The 17,172-nt window shown below is 32.6% G+C and carries 20 protein-coding genes; 9 read left to right on the top strand and 11 right to left on the bottom strand.

All coding sequences use genetic code 11. From position 1 onward, the window contains the following. The first annotated feature begins 96 nt into the window (after positions 1-96). The 5 genes from NNL09_RS01440 to NNL09_RS01420 all read left to right on the top strand — a co-directional run bounded on the left by NNL09_RS01440 (position 97) and on the right by NNL09_RS01420 (position 2,744). Positions 97-405, top strand: a complete 309-nt coding sequence (locus NNL09_RS01440) for a hypothetical protein (RefSeq protein ID WP_025667357.1) — start codon at positions 97-99, stop codon at positions 403-405. 223 nt (positions 406-628) lie between these two features. After that, entirely contained in the window at positions 629-961 is a 333-nt protein-coding gene (locus tag NNL09_RS01435; protein ID WP_025667358.1) for a helix-turn-helix domain-containing protein, read from the top strand. Further along, positions 958-1,875, top strand: a complete 918-nt coding sequence (gene nudC, locus NNL09_RS01430; RefSeq protein ID WP_196910691.1) for an NAD(+) diphosphatase — start codon at positions 958-960, stop codon at positions 1,873-1,875. The genes NNL09_RS01435 and nudC overlap by 4 nt, the downstream gene beginning before the upstream one ends. Next, a complete protein-coding gene (locus tag NNL09_RS01425) occupies positions 1,872-2,414 on the top strand; it encodes a DinB family protein (RefSeq protein ID WP_025667360.1) in 543 nt (180 codons plus the stop codon). Before nudC ends, NNL09_RS01425 begins: the two co-directional genes overlap by 4 nt. A gap of 42 nt (positions 2,415-2,456) precedes the next feature. Continuing rightward, a complete protein-coding gene (locus NNL09_RS01420; RefSeq protein WP_025667361.1) occupies positions 2,457-2,744 on the top strand; it encodes a YciI family protein in 288 nt (95 codons plus the stop codon). A 32-nt stretch (positions 2,745-2,776) separates the two neighbouring features. Here NNL09_RS01420 and NNL09_RS01415 read toward each other — a convergent pair whose 3' ends face one another. Next, a complete protein-coding gene (locus tag NNL09_RS01415; RefSeq protein ID WP_196910690.1) occupies positions 2,777-4,192 on the bottom strand; it encodes a PLP-dependent aminotransferase family protein in 1,416 nt (471 codons plus the stop codon). A 99-nt stretch (positions 4,193-4,291) separates the two neighbouring features. Between NNL09_RS01415 and NNL09_RS01410 the strand changes: the two genes are divergently transcribed. The 3 genes from NNL09_RS01410 to NNL09_RS01400 all read left to right on the top strand — a co-directional run bounded on the left by NNL09_RS01410 (position 4,292) and on the right by NNL09_RS01400 (position 6,498). After that, entirely contained in the window at positions 4,292-4,753 is a 462-nt protein-coding gene (locus tag NNL09_RS01410) for a cupin domain-containing protein (RefSeq protein WP_024772055.1), read from the top strand. Positions 4,754-4,773: 20 nt separating this feature from the next. Beyond that, the gene (locus tag NNL09_RS01405; RefSeq protein ID WP_025667364.1) at positions 4,774-5,679 is read left to right on the top strand and encodes a dihydrodipicolinate synthase family protein; all 906 of its coding nucleotides are present in this window, start codon (positions 4,774-4,776) and stop codon (positions 5,677-5,679) included. Between the two features lie 189 nt (positions 5,680-5,868). Next, entirely contained in the window at positions 5,869-6,498 is a 630-nt protein-coding gene (locus tag NNL09_RS01400) for a LysE family translocator (protein WP_025667365.1), read from the top strand. A gap of 29 nt (positions 6,499-6,527) precedes the next feature. Here the strand turns inward: NNL09_RS01400 and NNL09_RS01395 are convergent, their stop codons facing one another. Together NNL09_RS01395 and NNL09_RS01390 are read right to left on the bottom strand one after the other, a co-directional pair. Then, positions 6,528-7,292: an ABC transporter ATP-binding protein gene (locus NNL09_RS01395; RefSeq protein ID WP_025667366.1), complete on the bottom strand. Its 765-nt coding sequence runs from the start codon at positions 7,290-7,292 to the stop codon at positions 6,528-6,530. Further along, positions 7,292-8,029 (bottom strand): ABC transporter permease, encoded by a 738-nt coding sequence (locus tag NNL09_RS01390; RefSeq protein WP_025667367.1) that lies wholly within the window; start codon positions 8,027-8,029, stop codon positions 7,292-7,294. The genes NNL09_RS01395 and NNL09_RS01390 overlap by 1 nt, the downstream gene beginning before the upstream one ends. A 113-nt stretch (positions 8,030-8,142) precedes the next feature. Here NNL09_RS01390 and pafA point away from each other — a divergent pair, with 113 nt between their 5' ends. Beyond that, positions 8,143-9,783, top strand: coding sequence for an alkaline phosphatase PafA (gene pafA, locus NNL09_RS01385; protein WP_196910689.1), 1,641 nt, complete (start codon positions 8,143-8,145; stop codon positions 9,781-9,783). Positions 9,784-9,786: 3 nt separating this feature from the next. Here the strand turns inward: pafA and NNL09_RS01380 are convergent, their stop codons facing one another. From NNL09_RS01380 to NNL09_RS01345, 8 genes are all read right to left on the bottom strand, one after another. Beyond that, positions 9,787-10,839: an FAD-dependent oxidoreductase gene (locus NNL09_RS01380; RefSeq protein WP_196910688.1), complete on the bottom strand. Its 1,053-nt coding sequence runs from the start codon at positions 10,837-10,839 to the stop codon at positions 9,787-9,789. A 57-nt stretch (positions 10,840-10,896) separates the two neighbouring features. Further along, positions 10,897-11,643: an SDR family NAD(P)-dependent oxidoreductase gene (locus tag NNL09_RS01375; protein WP_196910687.1), complete on the bottom strand. Its 747-nt coding sequence runs from the start codon at positions 11,641-11,643 to the stop codon at positions 10,897-10,899. A gap of 63 nt (positions 11,644-11,706) precedes the next feature. Further along, a complete protein-coding gene (locus NNL09_RS01370) occupies positions 11,707-12,270 on the bottom strand; it encodes a TetR/AcrR family transcriptional regulator (RefSeq protein ID WP_025667371.1) in 564 nt (187 codons plus the stop codon). A 161-nt stretch (positions 12,271-12,431) separates the two neighbouring features. Beyond that, complete coding sequence (locus tag NNL09_RS01365) at positions 12,432-13,838, bottom strand: TlpA disulfide reductase family protein (protein WP_196910686.1); 1,407 nt, start codon at positions 13,836-13,838, stop codon at positions 12,432-12,434. Positions 13,839-13,934: 96 nt separating this feature from the next. Next, the gene (locus tag NNL09_RS01360) at positions 13,935-14,786 is read right to left on the bottom strand and encodes a glycosyltransferase family 2 protein (protein WP_196910685.1); all 852 of its coding nucleotides are present in this window, start codon (positions 14,784-14,786) and stop codon (positions 13,935-13,937) included. Between the two features lie 39 nt (positions 14,787-14,825). After that, on the bottom strand, positions 14,826-15,356 hold the full coding sequence (locus NNL09_RS01355) for a methyltransferase (RefSeq protein ID WP_025666403.1): 531 nt from the start codon (positions 15,354-15,356) through the stop codon (positions 14,826-14,828). Positions 15,357-15,440: 84 nt separating this feature from the next. After that, positions 15,441-16,499: a 3-oxoacyl-ACP synthase III family protein gene (locus tag NNL09_RS01350; RefSeq protein ID WP_196910684.1), complete on the bottom strand. Its 1,059-nt coding sequence runs from the start codon at positions 16,497-16,499 to the stop codon at positions 15,441-15,443. A 224-nt stretch (positions 16,500-16,723) separates the two neighbouring features. Continuing rightward, complete coding sequence (locus tag NNL09_RS01345) at positions 16,724-17,089, bottom strand: group III truncated hemoglobin (RefSeq protein WP_025666405.1); 366 nt, start codon at positions 17,087-17,089, stop codon at positions 16,724-16,726. Between the last annotated feature and the right edge of the window lie 83 nt (positions 17,090-17,172).

Below are 17,172 nucleotides of genomic sequence, written 5' to 3'. Positions count from 1 at the left end.
AAAATTATAAATGCAATGAAATCCAAATTTAAATTTTCGATCAGACTATTGCCAATATTTGCGACAATAGTGTTATTAACTTTAACATCAATGACAATGGACAAAAAAGTAGAAACAAATGCCTATTTACAAATTACCCTGAAAATCAAATCAGAAAATCGAGAACGTGCTGCTGGTATATATCTTAAATACAAAGAGCCATTTTTAAAACAAATCAAAGGAGCAGTATCAAAAGAATTGATCTTAAGAAACCAAGATGTACAGGTGATGCATGGTTTTGAATCAGAAGCTGATGCAAAAACATACCTGTCATCGAACTTATTTGAAAAAGATGTAGTTAGAGAATTAAAACCTTATTTAGAAAGTGCCCCAGATGTTAGAATCTATTCTGTTTTTAGAAATTAGAACCTAATCTCTTTAGAAAAGGAGCTACCTACAGTGGCTATTTTTGTATGCAATGGAAGGCAATTTGAGTTTGGGATCAAATTGTCTTCTGTTTTTTTTGTAACTCAATACTCATACTATTTATAATACAACCGATAATGCTATCTGTACATATATATTATTTTTATTGATTTATTGCTACACTTTATGTAGCTTTGCTATTAAATATGTAGCAATTTATAATATGGCAACACCAAAACCAGGAAAACCAGTTAGAGGATCAAAAACCGGACAACCTATCATGGCTCTTTTTGATCTGTTAGGAAGAAGTTGGGCTATGGGAATAATATGGCATTTGTATAGAGGCCCAAGTACATTTAGGAAGTTACAAGAATATTGCGAATCAATTTCTCCCACTACACTAAATAAGAGATTAAAGGAGTTGACAGAGTCTCATCTTATTGAGCGTTCTATTGATGGATATATGTTAACTAAGCAAGGGAAAGAGTTATTCGAATTATTATCTCCACTAGGTAAATGGGCAAAAACCTGGGCAAATAACTATACCTCGAAATGAAAAAACAATATTATAGTAATCCATTTTTTGATAGAGCAGCTGAAAACAGAAGAACTCCTTCAGCAATTTCTGCAAATGATGTTTTGATTATTTCGTTTCAACATAAATTTTATTTCTTTCAAGAAAAGGAAAGAAAAGAATTGGCCTTATTTCCATTAGAATTATTTAAACAGGTTTCTCTTAACAGTTCTTTTTTAGGAGTACAGAAAGACAAAAAAATATGGACAGCCGACTTAACCGAAACAGATGTAAAAAGTGTTTCAAAAATTTTAAAAGGAGGTTGGTTTTATGATGTTCGGGATTTGGTGGATCAATTAGAAAATGAACAGGCAGCACTTTTAGCTTATGCTTTAGGGATAAATAAGTGGCATCAAATAACTAGGTTTTGTGGTGCTTGTGGAGCAGATACCAAAAGCTGGGAAAATGGACATAGCAAAAAATGTAAAAACCCAAAATGCTCTACTATTTTCTATCCACAAATCTCACCAGCTATTATTGTACTTATTGAGTATAAACCAAAAGAAGGGCAACCATTATGCTTATTGAATAAAAGAAAAATTGATAATGGATATATGTGTTCCACATTTGCAGGATTTGTCGAAATTGGAGAAAGCCTTGAAGATGCTGTGGTAAGAGAAATGAAAGAAGAAGTGAATGTAGATGTAACTAATTTACGCTATGTGGATTCGCAACCATGGTCATTTTCATCTTCTTTAATGATGGGGTTTGTTGCCGAAGTAGAGCATACAGAATTTGAGGTTGATGGCGAAGAAATTAAGGATGCAGCCTGGTTTTCGGCAGAACAAATACATGAGAGTGTATCAAAAGAAGAACTAATACTTTCGAGACCAGATTCTATAGCTAGATTTTTAATAGAAACCTGGGCGAATAACAATCTAAACAAAATGTTATGAGGAAAATTGATAAACCTATTTCTGGTGAGTTTCCTGCTTACTCTAGCATGTACATGGATTTGTTGCAGGATGACGGCAAAATTTTAAATCATTTGTGGGATAATTTCATTACCATCAAAGATTTTATATACAATTTGCCAGAAGAAAAATTGTACTATCGGTATGCTAAGAAGAAGTGGACTATTAAAGAAATCCTGGTGCATATTATTGATGATGAACGTATTTTTTCATATCGGGCATTACGATATGCAAGAAATGATAAAACACCTTTGCCTGGATTCGAAGAAAAGGATTATGCAGTTTATTCTAAAGCTAATGAACGAAGTTTAGAAAGTATATTTGATGAATATGAAATGGTTAGAAAATCAACCATAGCACTTTTTAAATACCTGCCAGATGATTGTTTTATGAGAAGTGGTGCATCTGTCGGAAATATTAATCATAGAACCGTTAGGGGATTAGTATACCATATAGCAGGGCATGAACTAAGGCATTTTAATATCATAAAAGAACGATATTTGGATATAAAACCAGAATAGTGTAGATGTCAAAATTGTAACCAAGAACTAAAAAAATACACGATGTTTATTATCAATTTTAATTTTGTTAAACCAATAGAAGAAGTAAATCGTTTTACTGAAGCTCACCGTAATTATATTTCAGAACAATACAACATAGGGAAATTTATAATAGGAGGACCTAAATCACCTAGAACAGGAGGAATTGTAATTGCAAACTGTGATTCAAAAGAAGAAGTTCATAAAATCTTAGATAAAGATCCGCTAATACAAAAAGAAGTAGCAGAATATAGTGTAATAGAATTCATTCCTGTAATGAGTACGACAGATTTGAATCACTACCATAAATAAGAACATAACGATGAGGTCTGTGTGGTATATCGTTATAATAACTTAGAAAGTGCAATAACTCCTTTTTTTAAATGCTCTTCAGATAATGACGCATACCCTAAACGGAAACCATGTATGGGGTTGATAAAACTAAATTTATTAGGTGTAATAATATCTATACCTTGCATATTTAGTTTTTTGGCAATCTGAAAAACATCTACCTCTTTTTTAGGCACCAGCCAAAAAGCAAGCCCTCCATCTGGTTTACTAAAAGATACTTTTTCTTTTAGATATGTATGAAGTAAGGTTTCGAAATAGTCTCTTTTGGTTTTGTATATCGCAGAAGTCTTTTTTAAATGGCGTTTTACTTCTCCGTCTTTTATTAGTTGTAAAATAGCTTGCTCCATGATATTATCACCCTGTACATCAATAATTTTACGAAGATCTCCTGCTTTTTTTATAAAACTTTGGCTTCCCACCAAGTAACCAATACGCAGAGCAGGTGCAATGATCTTACTTAATGTTCCTATGTAAATAAAATGTTGAACGTTATCAAAACTAGAAATCGGTAAAACAGGTCTGTATCCAAAATGGAATTCATTATCATAATCATCCTCAATGATGGTAAACCCGTATTGATTAGATAATGAGATTAACTCTAAACGTCTTTGCAGGCTCATGGTTACAGTTGTAGGAAATTGATGATGAGGAGTTGTGTATATTGCTTTTATCTTTTTATGCTTTTTTAAATAATACTTTACATCATCGATACTTAGCCCTTGATCATCTACTGAAACAGGAAGAAGATTGGCTCCAATACTTTCAAAAGCTCGCCATGCGGGTTTATAACCAGGGTTTTCTATTAGTACAAAATCATCTTTTTCTAATAAACAATGACTTGTTAAATACATTGCCATTTGGCTACCTCTCGTGATGCATATTTCCTGAATTGAAATATTCATCCCACGCTTAAAATTTAGCATTTGTACCATTGCATTTCTAAACTCAGAATCCCCTAATTCATTACTGTACCCCATCATTTGCCAGCGAGCTTTGCGATTAAAAATTTGCCTGTATGCTCTTGCTAATGCTATGGTAGGAGCAAGTCTACTATCCGGAAACCCATCATCAAAAACAATTAATGGTTTTGATGAATGCTCATCATCAATAGTATTTTGCCTATATATGCTTTTATGTTGGTTCTGTTTAGGAAAAACATTAGCCACAAATGTTCCTTTTCTTTCTTTAGAAACAAGCCACCCTTCTGCGATTAAGACATTTAAACCTTCAACAACCGTATTCCTGTTTACTTTTATTAATTCTGCTAATTGTCTACTTCCTGGCAAGGCCTGGTTTTTATGTAATTGCTCATTTTTGATTGCATTAATAATAGCATCTGCAATTTGTAGATATATAGCTTTCTTACTAGTAAGATCGATTTTAATTTGAAGTTTCCAAGGTCTAAGCATCTGGACTATCTATTTATGTATTTTCTGTGCCATAAAGATAGTCCAAATATGAAATACTTTTACATTGTAATAATACAATGAACAAAAAATTAGAAAACAATGGAAACTAAAGAAAAAAAATTCAGTTCAAAAGATTTTCATGAAACTTTTGCAAGACCAAAATTTGTAATGCCCGATACATTGATACATAAAAATGTAGAAAATGCAGGGGTACACGATCAGTTCTCTACAGAAAGAAAACATCCTGTTTTTTTTATAGATCTACCTAGTAAAAATGTAAGTATGACGATTGGAGGTTTGTTACCAGACCAAATGACAAATAAACATAGGCATACGTATGAAACATTATTGTATGTAATCGAAGGAGAAGGGTATACCGAAATAGAAGGTGTGAGAGTGGATTGGAAAGCAGGAGATGCTGTTTACATTCCCAGTTGGACCTGGCATCGTCATAAAAATTTGAGTAGCACAAAAAATGCAAAATACATTGCCAGCGAAAATGCGCCTCAACTTCAAAACTTAGGTGTAGCACTTCGTGAAGAAGAAGGTAGAGATTTATAGTCATCAAAAAAATATATATTATGAAAAATGTACCATTTAAAGGTGTGATTGCTTATCCAATAACACCATTTGATACTAATGAAAAGGTAGATATTGATTTGTTTAGAAAACTTTTAGAACGATTAATAAGAAATGGATCTCACGGTATTGCTCCTTTAGGAAGTACAGGTGTACTTCCTTATCTTACTGATCAGGAAAAAGAGGCGATAACCGAAGCAACAATTCAGCAAGTGAATAAACGACTTCCTGTTTTAGTTGGAGTTTCGAATCTAACAACAGAAAGAACAGTGCATCATGCTAAGTTTGCAGAAAAAGCTGGTGCTACAGCGGTTATGATCATCCCAATGAGTTATTGGAAATTGACAGATGATGAGATCGTTCGGCACTATGACACGGTAGCAAAACAGATTTCTATTCCAATTATGGCCTATAATAATCCTGCTACAAGTGGAGTAGACATGTCACCTGCATTACTAAAACGTTTGCTAGAAATCCCTAATGTTACCATGATTAAAGAAAGCACAGGCGATGTGCAACGTATGCACTATTTAAGAAAAGAATTGGGAGAAGATGTAGCTTTTTATAATGGTTCGAATCCTTTAGCATTAGCCGCTCTTTCTGCAGGAGCAACAGGTTGGTGTACTGCAGCTCCAAACCTTATTCCCGAACTTAATATTGCTTTGTATGATGCTATTCGGGAAAATGATTTACGATATGCGCAAGACATATTTTATAAGCAGATTAATCTTCTGAAATTTATAGTTAACAAAGGATTACCAAGAGCAGTTAAGGCAGGGTTAACTATTTTAGGAGAAGAAGGAGGAAATTTGAGAAGCCCATTAAAGCCATTAACCGATATAGAAAAGAGTGAACTAAAGAGCATTTTAGAAAAATCGAAGCATGGTATTGAAAAAGTAATAGGCTGAAGTAAAAGAAAAATTGAATAACTTTAAGCAAAATAAACTAAGAAAGAACAATATTGCTTAGACTAAATTGATCCAATAGGTAAGTAGAATATAACCTTATATTCTACTTACCTATTTATTAATAATACTAGTCCTGGATTTGCAAGTGTTATTTTGCTATTTTTAGAATAATTATAAAAAACAATCGATATGAATCTTACACTTTGGATTTCGTTTATAGGAACAGTTTTTATTATTGCAGTTACTCCTGGACCAAGTGTACTACTTGCTTCTGCGAATAGTATGAATTACGGAACAAAAAAAACAGTTGGAACGATATTAGGAGACTTATCGGCAAATGCTATACAGATATTTTTATCCTCGCTGGGATTAGCATCTATTGTTATTTCTTCTGGAGAAATTTTTGGTCTGATAAAATGGATTGGTGTTGGATATTTGATATATATGGGGGTGACAAAAATTATTTCAAAACCAAATGTCGAACAATTCAAAAAAAAGAATAGAGAAAAGAGTTTTTTAAAATTATATAGCGAAGGTTTTTTTATGTCGGCATCAAACCCAAAAGCAATTGTATTTTTCGCTGCATTATTTCCTTTGTTTATTGATGAAAGTCTTGCCTTTGCACCACAAGTATTAGTATTAGGAATAACCTATTTAGTAATTGATGGTATTAGTCTTTTTATGTATGTTAGATTTGCATCCCGATTAAAAAAATATCTTGAAAATAAGGAAAAGATTCACTTGCAAAATAAAATCATAGGAACATTATTAATTTTTAGTGGAGTACTATTATCCATGGTAAGACGAACTAATACTTAGGAAATAATGCTGCTTATTAATACTATGAACTATAGACCTTTTAACTGAGCGTCTCGAACTTTTTTAAACAAATTAGAAGAGTATACAAAATCGGTTACTGCTTTATTATCGGTTTTGAATATTTGGGTTTTGTCACCTTCCCATTCTAAATTACCATTTTTAAGAAAAACGATTTTTTCTCCAATTTCCATTACCGAATTCATATCATGCGTATTGATTACGGTGGTGATATTGTATTCTTCAGTAATTTCTTTAATTAGGTTATCTATAACAATAGCAGTTCTGGGGTCAAGTCCAGAGTTAGGTTCATCACAGAATAGATATTTGGGACGTGTTACTATGGCACGTGCAATAGCGACACGCTTTTGCATACCGCCACTAATTTCTGAAGGTAATTTTTTCTCAGCATTTTCAAGATGTACACGATCTAAAACCTCATGAACTCTTTCTAACATTTCTTCCCTTTTTTGTTTGGTAAACATCATAAGAGGGAACATTACATTTTCTTCTACAGTCATAGAGTCGAATAATGCACTACCTTGAAAAACCATTCCCATCTGTTCTCGTAAATCTCTTTGTTCTTCTTCATTGAGATCAGAATATACACTACCATCATAGCAAATAGAGCCTTGTTCTGGTGTAAAAAGCCCAAGCAGACATTTCAAGAAAACGGTTTTACCACTTCCACTGGTACCGATAATAAGATTAGTCTTACCTCTGTCAAATGTTGTAGTGATTCCTTTTAAAATCTCTTCTCCATTAAAACCTTTATGTAGATTAGTAACTTCTATCATTAGCTTAATAATAATTGAGTGAGAATATAATTAGATATAATAATAGATACTGTAGTCCATACAAAAGCAGAGGTGCTTGCTTTACCAACTTCTAGTGCTCCACCTTTCATATAGTATCCATGAAATGAAGGGATGGTTGCTAGTAAGAAAGAGTATAAAAAAGTCTTTATAAATGCATATACCAGATGATAAGGAATAAACTCTTCTCGTAGTCCGGTTAAAAATTCTGAACTAGAGATAAATCCTCCATACACTCCGGCAATATACGCTCCACATATTCCGGTAAACATAGCGATGGCAATAACAAATGGATAGGTAAGCATCGCAATGATCTTCGGAAAAACTAAATAATTAAGTGAATTGATCCCCATTACCTCTAGCGCATCAATCTGTTCGGTTACTCGCATTGTACCAATACTTGAGGTAATAAAAGAACCTACTTTACCTGCCATAATAACAGAAATAAATGTAGGAGCAAATTCAAGGATTACAGATTGTCTTGAAGCAAAAGCAATAAGCTTTTTGGGAATTAGAGGGTTAGTAAGATTGAGTGCAGTTTGGATAGCTACAACAGCCCCAATAAAAAAGGCTAGAAATACTGTTATTCCTAAAGAACCAATAATTAAATCATCTATCTCTTTAAATATTAGATTCCGTATCACAGAACCTTTAGTCATTCGACTAAAAACGCCTTTTAACATTAAAAAATAGCGACCAATATCGTCTAAGTAAAACATGCATTATAATTAGAAAGGCTAAAATAGAAAAAAAATTATCCATAGCATTTAACCTTCTATTAAAGTTTTACATTTGTAGTAATAGTATTTTAGCTATTTAAATTCAAAATATAATGACAAAAAGAGTATTTTTAATCTTATTAGTTACGTTGTGCTGCATGCCTTGTAGAGCACAGGAAGGTGTTCGAATCAATAGTTCGCCAAAACTGGTAGTTGGTATTGTTGTAGACCAAATGCGATATGATTATTTAACCCGTTTTTATAATCGATTCGGTGATAGGGGGTTTAAGCGTATGATTAATGAAGGTTTTAATTGTAAAAACAATCATTTTAATTACGTGCCTACTTATACAGGTCCTGGTCATGCTTCTGTATATACAGGAACGACACCAAAAAATCATGGAATTATCTCTAATCATTGGTATGATAAGTTTGGTAAAGCAATGGTGTATTGTGCAAATGATTCATTAGTTAAAGCAGTAGGATCTAATAGCGAAATGGAACAAATGTCTCCTCGTCGGATGAAAACATCTACTGTAAGTGATCAAAATAGGTTGCATACACAATTAAAAGGAAAAACAATTGGTATTGCTATAAAGGACCGAGGTGCTATTCTGCCAGCAGGTCATTCTGCCAATGGTGCATATTGGTTTAGAGGTAAAGATGAAGGGAAATGGATAACCAGTACTTATTATCGTAACGAATTACCAGATTGGGTCAAAAAGTTTAATACTTCTAACCAGGCAGAGTCTTACTTAAAAGTATGGAATACCCTTTATGATATTAATACATATACAGAAAGTGGCCCGGATCAAAATCAGTTTGAAGGTGGATATAAAGGTAAAGAAACAGCTACGTTTCCTTATGATCTAGCAAAGTTAAAAGATCAGAATGCAGGATATGATATTATTAAAGCTTCGGCTTATGGAAATAGCTTGACCACCGATTTTGCAATTGCTGCAATCGAAGGGGAGCAACTGGGGGTTGATAAGACTACAGATTTTCTTACAGTAAGTTTTTCCAGTACAGATTATGTTGGGCATAACTTTGGAGTAAATTCTAAAGAAATTCAAGATACATATTTACGATTAGATAAAGATTTAGAACGTTTTTTTGATGCTCTGGATACTAAAGTAGGTAAGGGGCAATATACCGTTTTCCTTACGGCAGATCATGGAGCTGTACATGTACCGTCATATTTAAAATCTGTTAAGATTCCTGCAGGTTATTTTGATAGAGATGCATTTACAACCAAAGTTAAAGCATTTGTAAAAGCACAGTTTAAAGTAGATGGATTGATCGAAAACATTTCAAACAATCAAGTGTTTTTTGATTATAACATGTTAAAAAAACATACAATATCTGCAGAAAAACTTGAGAAAGCGCTCGCTCATTATATGCTTCAGGAAAATCAAATTGATAAAGTATTTACCAGGAACCAATTAGAAACAGGTGAATATGTTACTGGTATTGCAGCGTTGATTCAAAAAGGATTTAATCAAAAAAGAAGTGGTGATGTGGTATATGTGATGGATCCTGCTACGATATCGTATTCTAAAACAGGTTCAACTCATGGGAGTGGTTTAACCTATGATACTCATGCTCCTTTATTGTTTTTTGGACAAGGAATACAAAAGGGGAGTACGACTCAAGAAACATATATCCCGGATATTGCACCTACTATTTCTGCTTTATTAGGAATTACTTTTCCTAACGGAGCTACAGGAAAGGTATTATCCTTTGTATTAGAGTAGGAGTTATTCTTTTAATTTTTGATATATGGATTGTGCACTTTTAACTGCACCTTCCATATATCCTCCAAATTGAGTTGCAGTTTCGGCACCTGCAATAAATAAACTATTGTCAAAAAAAACCTTTTGATATATAGGATGACCATTATTTTGATGAGGAAAGATAAAATGTTCAGAATCGTTAAAGGTATTGGATTCTTGTCTCCAAATCTCTTCCTTATATTGAGAATATTTTAAAACGGCATCACCAAAGAGTTTTTGAAGTTGGTGTATCACTTTAGATTTTCTGTTCTTTTTGGTTTCCAGATACATTTCATTTTGTAAAAAGCCTTTTAAGGCATATTTAGTATTTCTGTGGTTTGAGTGATCATATAGTTCTGTTATCGGCCCCACATTACTAAATACAGTTCCCGAATATTTGTTTTCTTTCCAAAATGGTCTTTTGTAAGCAATTCCAAATTTTATAGAATCTCCCATCCAGGTATGAGTATTGTTAGCTATTTTAATAAGGTTTTTTGGTAAAGAAGGATTAAATTGTATAGTGTTTACAAGAAGCTTTGGCGGTAATGTAGATACTAGTTTATGCGCATGATAGTTGAGGTTAGTAGTATTAATTTCAAATCGATTTTTGATATAACTAATGCTTGTCACTTTTTCATTTAAAATAAGTTCTTCTTTGGTAAGAGATGAAGCCAAAGCATTAAGTAAAGCAATAGTTCCTCCTTGTATTCGATAACTGGGTTGTTGGTTTGGTGGTAAATGTATGTGCTGAGGTGGGGCAGTAGATAGTGGTTCAAACAATGTAGTTCCTTTTATGAATTGTTCAAAAACGGGAAGTTTTAATTCTTCTAATACTTTTAGTAACTCCTGATGCTGGATTCCTATCCAGGTCGCTCCCATTTCTATTGGTGTTTCATCATCAGTAAGAACTGGATGTATTCTTCCGCCAATTCTACTTCTAGCTTCGATAATTTTAAAAGAAATATTGCGCTCTTTTAACCTATATGCAAGTAACAATCCTGTTAATCCGGCACCAATTATAAGTACTTCTGATTTCATTATAGTTAAATGTAAAAAGTAAAGCCTCCTTCTGAGGCCTTACTTTGATATTATTTTTTAATTACGTCCGGCAATTACACCGCCATCAGTATCCCATATCGCACCAGTTACCCAGGAGGCTTTATCAGATAATAGAAAAGTGATACTATTAGCAATATCTTGTGGAGTTCCATTTCTTCCGATAGGGTGAAAATTATTAAACCCTACCAATGCTTTTTTAGCTTCTTCGGCACTGCCAAAAACACTATCATAAACCGGAGTTTCGACTACGGCAGGAGATACTGCATTTACTCTAATTCCGTGATCTGCCAACTCCATTGCCAAGTGTTGAGTAAGAGTATGTAGTCCTGCTTTTTGCATAGAATAAGCAGAAGAAGGAGTCGCTTTTACAGCTTGTTTTGCCCACATCGAACCTACATTTACAATAGCTCCACTATTATTTTCTTTCATTTTCTTAGCGGCAGATTGTGTTATAAAAAAGAAACCTCTATTAAGATCCTGATAAGCATCGTAATCCTCTACCGTATGATCCAGAAATGCTTTTGGCCCAAAGATTCCGGATGCGTTTACCAGATAATCTAAGCGATCTAATCCAGAAATGGTATCGATCAATTCGTTTACACTGGCAGTGTCTGTAATATCTACCTGGTGTTTAATTATGTTATCTGTATCTGGTATTTTGGATATATTTCTCCCTACTACGTGCACAGTAGCACCTCCTTCGATTAAAGTATTTACGGTAGCATTACCAATTCCGCTGGTTCCACCAACGACCAAGGCTGTTTTGTTTTTGAATGTTATCATTTTTAGTTTTTTAAGATGAATAAAATTGAACAGACAAGTCTGTCTTTAATTAATAAAAATTTTTTAATTCAGTATGCTTTTACAAAGAGATAAACCAGTATTTATTGGCCATTGATTTTGGTGTAATTTACTTTCGGAAATAGAGCTTTCGTAAATTAAATAAACTCTTTTGGCCAGTGCTTCATTTGCTGAAGTTGTATTTTGATTACAGTTCTTCTCTACCAGTTCTTTTATAAATTCGATAAATTCTTCTTTTTGTTTTTGAATCTCTTTCCTGATTTTTTCGTTTTCTCTCGGGATTTCGGCAATAGTATTTACACACCAGCATCCATTAAAATCTTTTTCTGCAAAGAATTCTATAAGAAAATGAAACAAAGCATACAATTGATCCTTTCCTTTTTTGGCATTACCCACAAAGGTTTTTATGTTTTTTGTAAACAGATCATTTCTAAATCTAAGATAAGCAAGGCAGATATCTTCTTTTGAAGCAAAATGATTGTATAGTGTTGCTTTTGCAATACCTGCTTCTTTTATGATTTCATTTATACCAGTGCGATTATATCCTTTTTGGTAAAAAAGATCAGAGGCAGTTTCTATAATATGTTGTTTTACTAAAGAGTGTTTCACGACACAAAACTACAAAATAATTTTAAAAACAGACAGACTTGTCTATTTTTAATTTGAGGTTATTACAAAGAGATGTGAAAATGGGAGGTCTATTTTAAAGTAAGTCCGCAAATTCTATAGAATTTGCGGACTTATATTTTTTTAAAGAGTAAGATTTAATCTTAAATACTAAGCTCGTTAAAAACTTCTACAAGTTTAGGGTCGGATGGTCTTGGTGCACTTGCACTTACAATTTTACCTTCGGGATCAATTAAGATAAATCTAGGGATTCCTCTTATTCCATAATCAACAATAAATTGAGATCCCCAATTGTTATCTGCAAATAATTGAACTCCACCTAATTCCTTTTCTTTAACCATTGCTTTCCAAGCATCATGTTGTGGTTTTTTATCAATAGAAATACTTACAAATTCGATATTCTTATCGTGATATTGTTTTTCGATTTTCTTTAGGTGCGGAATTTCGGCCTTACAAGGTCCACACCAGGTAGCCCAAACATCGATGTATACATATTTTCCTTTAAGATCACTAAGTGAAGTTGTTCCTCCTTTGTAATTTTCATAATCATTAAATACGGGCGACACATTACCTTTAACCAATACTTTTATTTTTTCGAATTTATTGGTTAATTCACTTTTAAATTCTTCATCGTCTGAGGCTGCCATTAGCATATCATATAATTCTGCAGCATTATCATTTCTAGGTGATACTTGATATGCTATATTTTTCATAAAAGCATTTCTGATATTTTTACTCTTTAGTTGAGCCAAATTCTCCATCATTGCTTTATCCATAGAGATACTGTCATTCGAAGCTTTTTCTTCAGAAATTCTATAAAAAACATCAGAACTTAATCTTCTATAAGCGTTAGATTTCTCATAATCTTCGCCATTATCAATATTAAAATCTTTTAATTCATCCAAAAGACCTTCTGGAGCTTTATAGTCTTCTTTCTTTGCATAATGGCTATGAGTCGACGGATAATTATTTAACATTGATAAGTATTCATAGCGATTATCCTTAGTTTGAGTAGCTACAAATTCGGGATCTAAATTTTTATATTTTTTAATTGCGTCGTTTTTAGCTTGTTCATTTTGAGATATTAATTTTTTAAACTCATCGACTTCATTCATAAAAAGTTTTTTATACCCTTCTGGACCACCAGCAAAAAGACTTTCTTCTATTAAAGCTTTTTCTGCCAGATAATTGTTGGCATCCGCGGCAGTACCCGTATATTTTATACTTTCATCAAACTGTTTAGTATCTATTGTTAATTCTAATTGATCTCCATGATCTAAATATAGGGATGATCTTTCACGACCAATCACAAAAGTATAGGAACCTTTGGATTCAATTTTTAAAGTATCAGAGAAAGTACCATCTTCATTAATTGGTATGACTTTTTTGAAGCTATCACTATTTCTAAATACGCTAATCTCATTTTCTAGAGTATTACTTACTTTTCCAGAGAAAAGCACATAATCTACTTTTTCTGCTTTGTTTTCCTTATTACAAGCAGCTAAACATAGTACGCAACTTAATGCCCAAAGAAATGGTTTGATTTTCATGAAATTATTTTTTAAAAAAAATTATTGTTTCAATGTAAGAATAATTTATGGTAAAAAAGTTAAAGAAATACTAGTTTTTCCGAATGGAACTATTCGCTATATGAGCTTTTTTTTCATTTTTTTCCAACGAAGTTTACGAATAAAATCTCCTTCTTTTTCGGAAACAAGGAAAGCCTCTTTTTTTGCTTTTGCTTTATAATATCCTGTTAAATAATTATTGATCAGGCGTGGTTGTTTTTTAAGCAATGCCAATTTTACTGAAGCAATTAGCGTAATCCAAAACCCGTATCTCATTTTATACATGGCTTCACCATGCACATATTTTGTGTTTTTATTATAGTTCTTTCCTGTTGGTTTAAGATGTTTTACAATTAAACTATGGCAAGTTTTGGTTTTCCATCCATGATATTGAGCTAATAATACATCTAGGGTATCCCAGCCAATTGATTTTTTAAGCCCATTAATAGCTTCAAAACATTCTTTTCGATATGCTTTTATAGGGCCTCGAACATGATTCTTATCTGCAATATGTTCATATACCCATTTGTTCTTTTTTTCGATATATAGAATGCCAGAAGCGATACCGACTTTTGAATCTGATTCAAAAATATCAGCAATAGTTTTTAAGTAATTTTCTTGAAAAATTAGGTCAGCATCAAATTTGCAAATGATATCATAATTAGTATCCAAAGTTTGAAAACCTTGATAAAAGGCTTTAATAACTTTGCTTCCAGGCATATGCTCCTTAGAAGAATTGTTGATGTTGACCAATGAAATAAAATTATACTTGCTTATAAATTTATGTATAATTGGTACTGTATTATCTGTAGAATTATCATTTACAACCACTATTTTTTTGGGAAGTAACGTTTGTGAAACGAGAGAATCGAGAGTTTCTTCGATAAATCTTTCCTCATTATGAGCAGGTATGATAATAGATATATTCAAAAAGTATATTTTTAGATTTTATTATTCAAAACACACACATTAAGGTTTTTTTACTCGCTCTGCATACACAATATAATATCTGGGAGTAAAAAGTCTTAATAAAGGACGTAACCCGATTTTTTTAACAGGATGTGCCCATTTATTTCTTGCTTTAATTTCCCAACCTGCTTTTTCGAGTAACCAATCAAATTGCCAATCTTCAAATTCGTGATAATGTCTGTCCCAGGGATCAGTTTTGCTACGATATGCCGAAGAAAACCATAATTTTAATGGGATAGAAGCAACCAGCTTATCAGCTTTGATGTCACGTAAAACATTAAAAGGAGCGATAAGGTGCTCAAAAATTTCGAAGGCAGTAACAATTTGAATATCTTCTTTTTGTACCGCTTCTGTGTCGAGGTCCAGATCTTCGCCAGAAGTGTTTGATACTGTATATCCTTCTTTTTCCATAAACTCTACAAATGGATTTCTAACTCCCAAATCCAGAACATTACCTGGAGCAGGCGTATTTTCTCTAAGAAATTCTAAAGTTTTTTGGTATCGTCGGTGAGGAAAATTTCCTTCGTACATAATAGTTAAATCAGTAATTATAGTGTAAAAATAGACAATTACCCAGATTACTATCTGTACATCTAAGAGAATTTTACAAAAGGTTTAAAATTGGTATAAAAGAGTATTAATGTTCATCCCTGCGCCTACACTGGCAAATAGCAAAATATCTCCTTCTTTAATGGATTGGTTTTCTACTTTACCATTTAAAATAAGATCATATAGAGTAGGAACAGTAGCAACACTACTATTTCCTAGCTTTTGAATAGTCATGGGCATAATGCCATCGGGTACTTCCTGGTCATATAGACCATAGAACCTTTTTGCAATAGCTTCATCCATTTTCTCATTAGCTTGATGAATGATAATTTTTTTGATATCTGTGATGTTAATATCAGTTTTATCAAGGCAGATTTTCATGGCTTTAGGTACTTGATTTAAAGCAAACTCATATATTTTTCTCCCATGCATTTTGATGTATCTCGTATCATCATTAGAGATATTATTGTTTGTTTTTCCGAAGAATAAAAAATTACTTTCCTCAAGTGTATAAGAAGCACTTATTGAAGAAATTATCCCTCCAGGTTGTTTTGTTTTTTCTAGTATCACAGCTCCTGACCCATCAGAATAAATCATAGAATCCCGATCATGCTTATCTATAACACGAGATAAAGTTTCTGCCCCAATAACAAGACATTTTTGAGCCATATTACTTTTTATATATGATTGGGCTTGTATGACTCCTTCTATCCAGCCAGGGCACCCAAAAAGCAAATCATATGCGACGCAGTATGGATTTTTTATTTTTAATTTATGTTTTACTCTTGCCGCAAGACTGGGGACAGTATCTGCCTGAGAGGAGCTTTTGTCTACATCGCCAAAATTATGAGCTACAATAATGTAATCAAGGGTTTCAGGATCAATTTTTGAGTCTATAATTGCTTTTTTTGCCGAAAGAAATGCTAAATCAGAAGTGTTTTGATGGGCAGAGGCATATCTACGTTCTTCAATACCAGTGATTTTTTTGAATTTATCAATTATAGCGGTAGTGTTATGTTCGATTAAGACCTTGTTTTCAGTAAAGAATTGATGATTGGTAAAATCGTTGTTTTTCCTAATTTCATTAGGAATATAGCTCCCAGTACCCGTTATTTTGATATTCATTGTACCCAATTATTTATTATAAATGGTAAGGTACATGATAAGAGTTATTTTATTATGCGTACATAACAGATACTACGATGCCCAACTCTTTTATGGATTTGATTAAACTCTGTTGTGCATTAGAAAACTTATTATAGTTTGATACTACTTAGAATATTTCACTGCACTTATTAACCTTCATAATATAGAGTTTTAATGCATAATTCGGGTTTAGAACTAATAGATTATTCTATTTTTAATTGCATAACTGTTACAATAGATAAGGCTCTTGTTTTGATAAGATGTGCTTTTTCTCCTTCAAAATTACGATCTACCGTTTTGTGAAACAGTGATAGCCAAGTATCAAAATGAATTTTTTCTAACTTTTTTTTACTGCTTAAATTTTTATGAATCTGCATCACATTCTTTTTGTAATTTCCTGTTCTAAATAATTGCTGTTCCCAAAAATCTGTGATTTCCGGAATATGTTCTTCGAGATTAATTTTTGCAATTTTGGTAAAAAAGATGCCAATTGTAGGATCTGCAAAAGCGTCTTTATAAAACGCGTTCATTAAGAATTCTATGTCTTGTCTTGAAGTTATATCTTTCATCTGTTCTTTTTATTATTTTTTAGTTGTCAGATGGAATTACTCATCTGTTGATTACTTTTAATCAAGGTATTCGTGAATCTTTG

The organism is Aquimarina sp. EL_43, from assembly GCF_943422735.1.
GTDB lineage: Bacteria > Bacteroidota > Bacteroidia > Flavobacteriales > Flavobacteriaceae > Aquimarina > Aquimarina megaterium.
The sequence above is the reverse complement of the archived record's forward strand: the minus strand, read 5'-3'. Positions and strand labels throughout refer to the sequence as shown.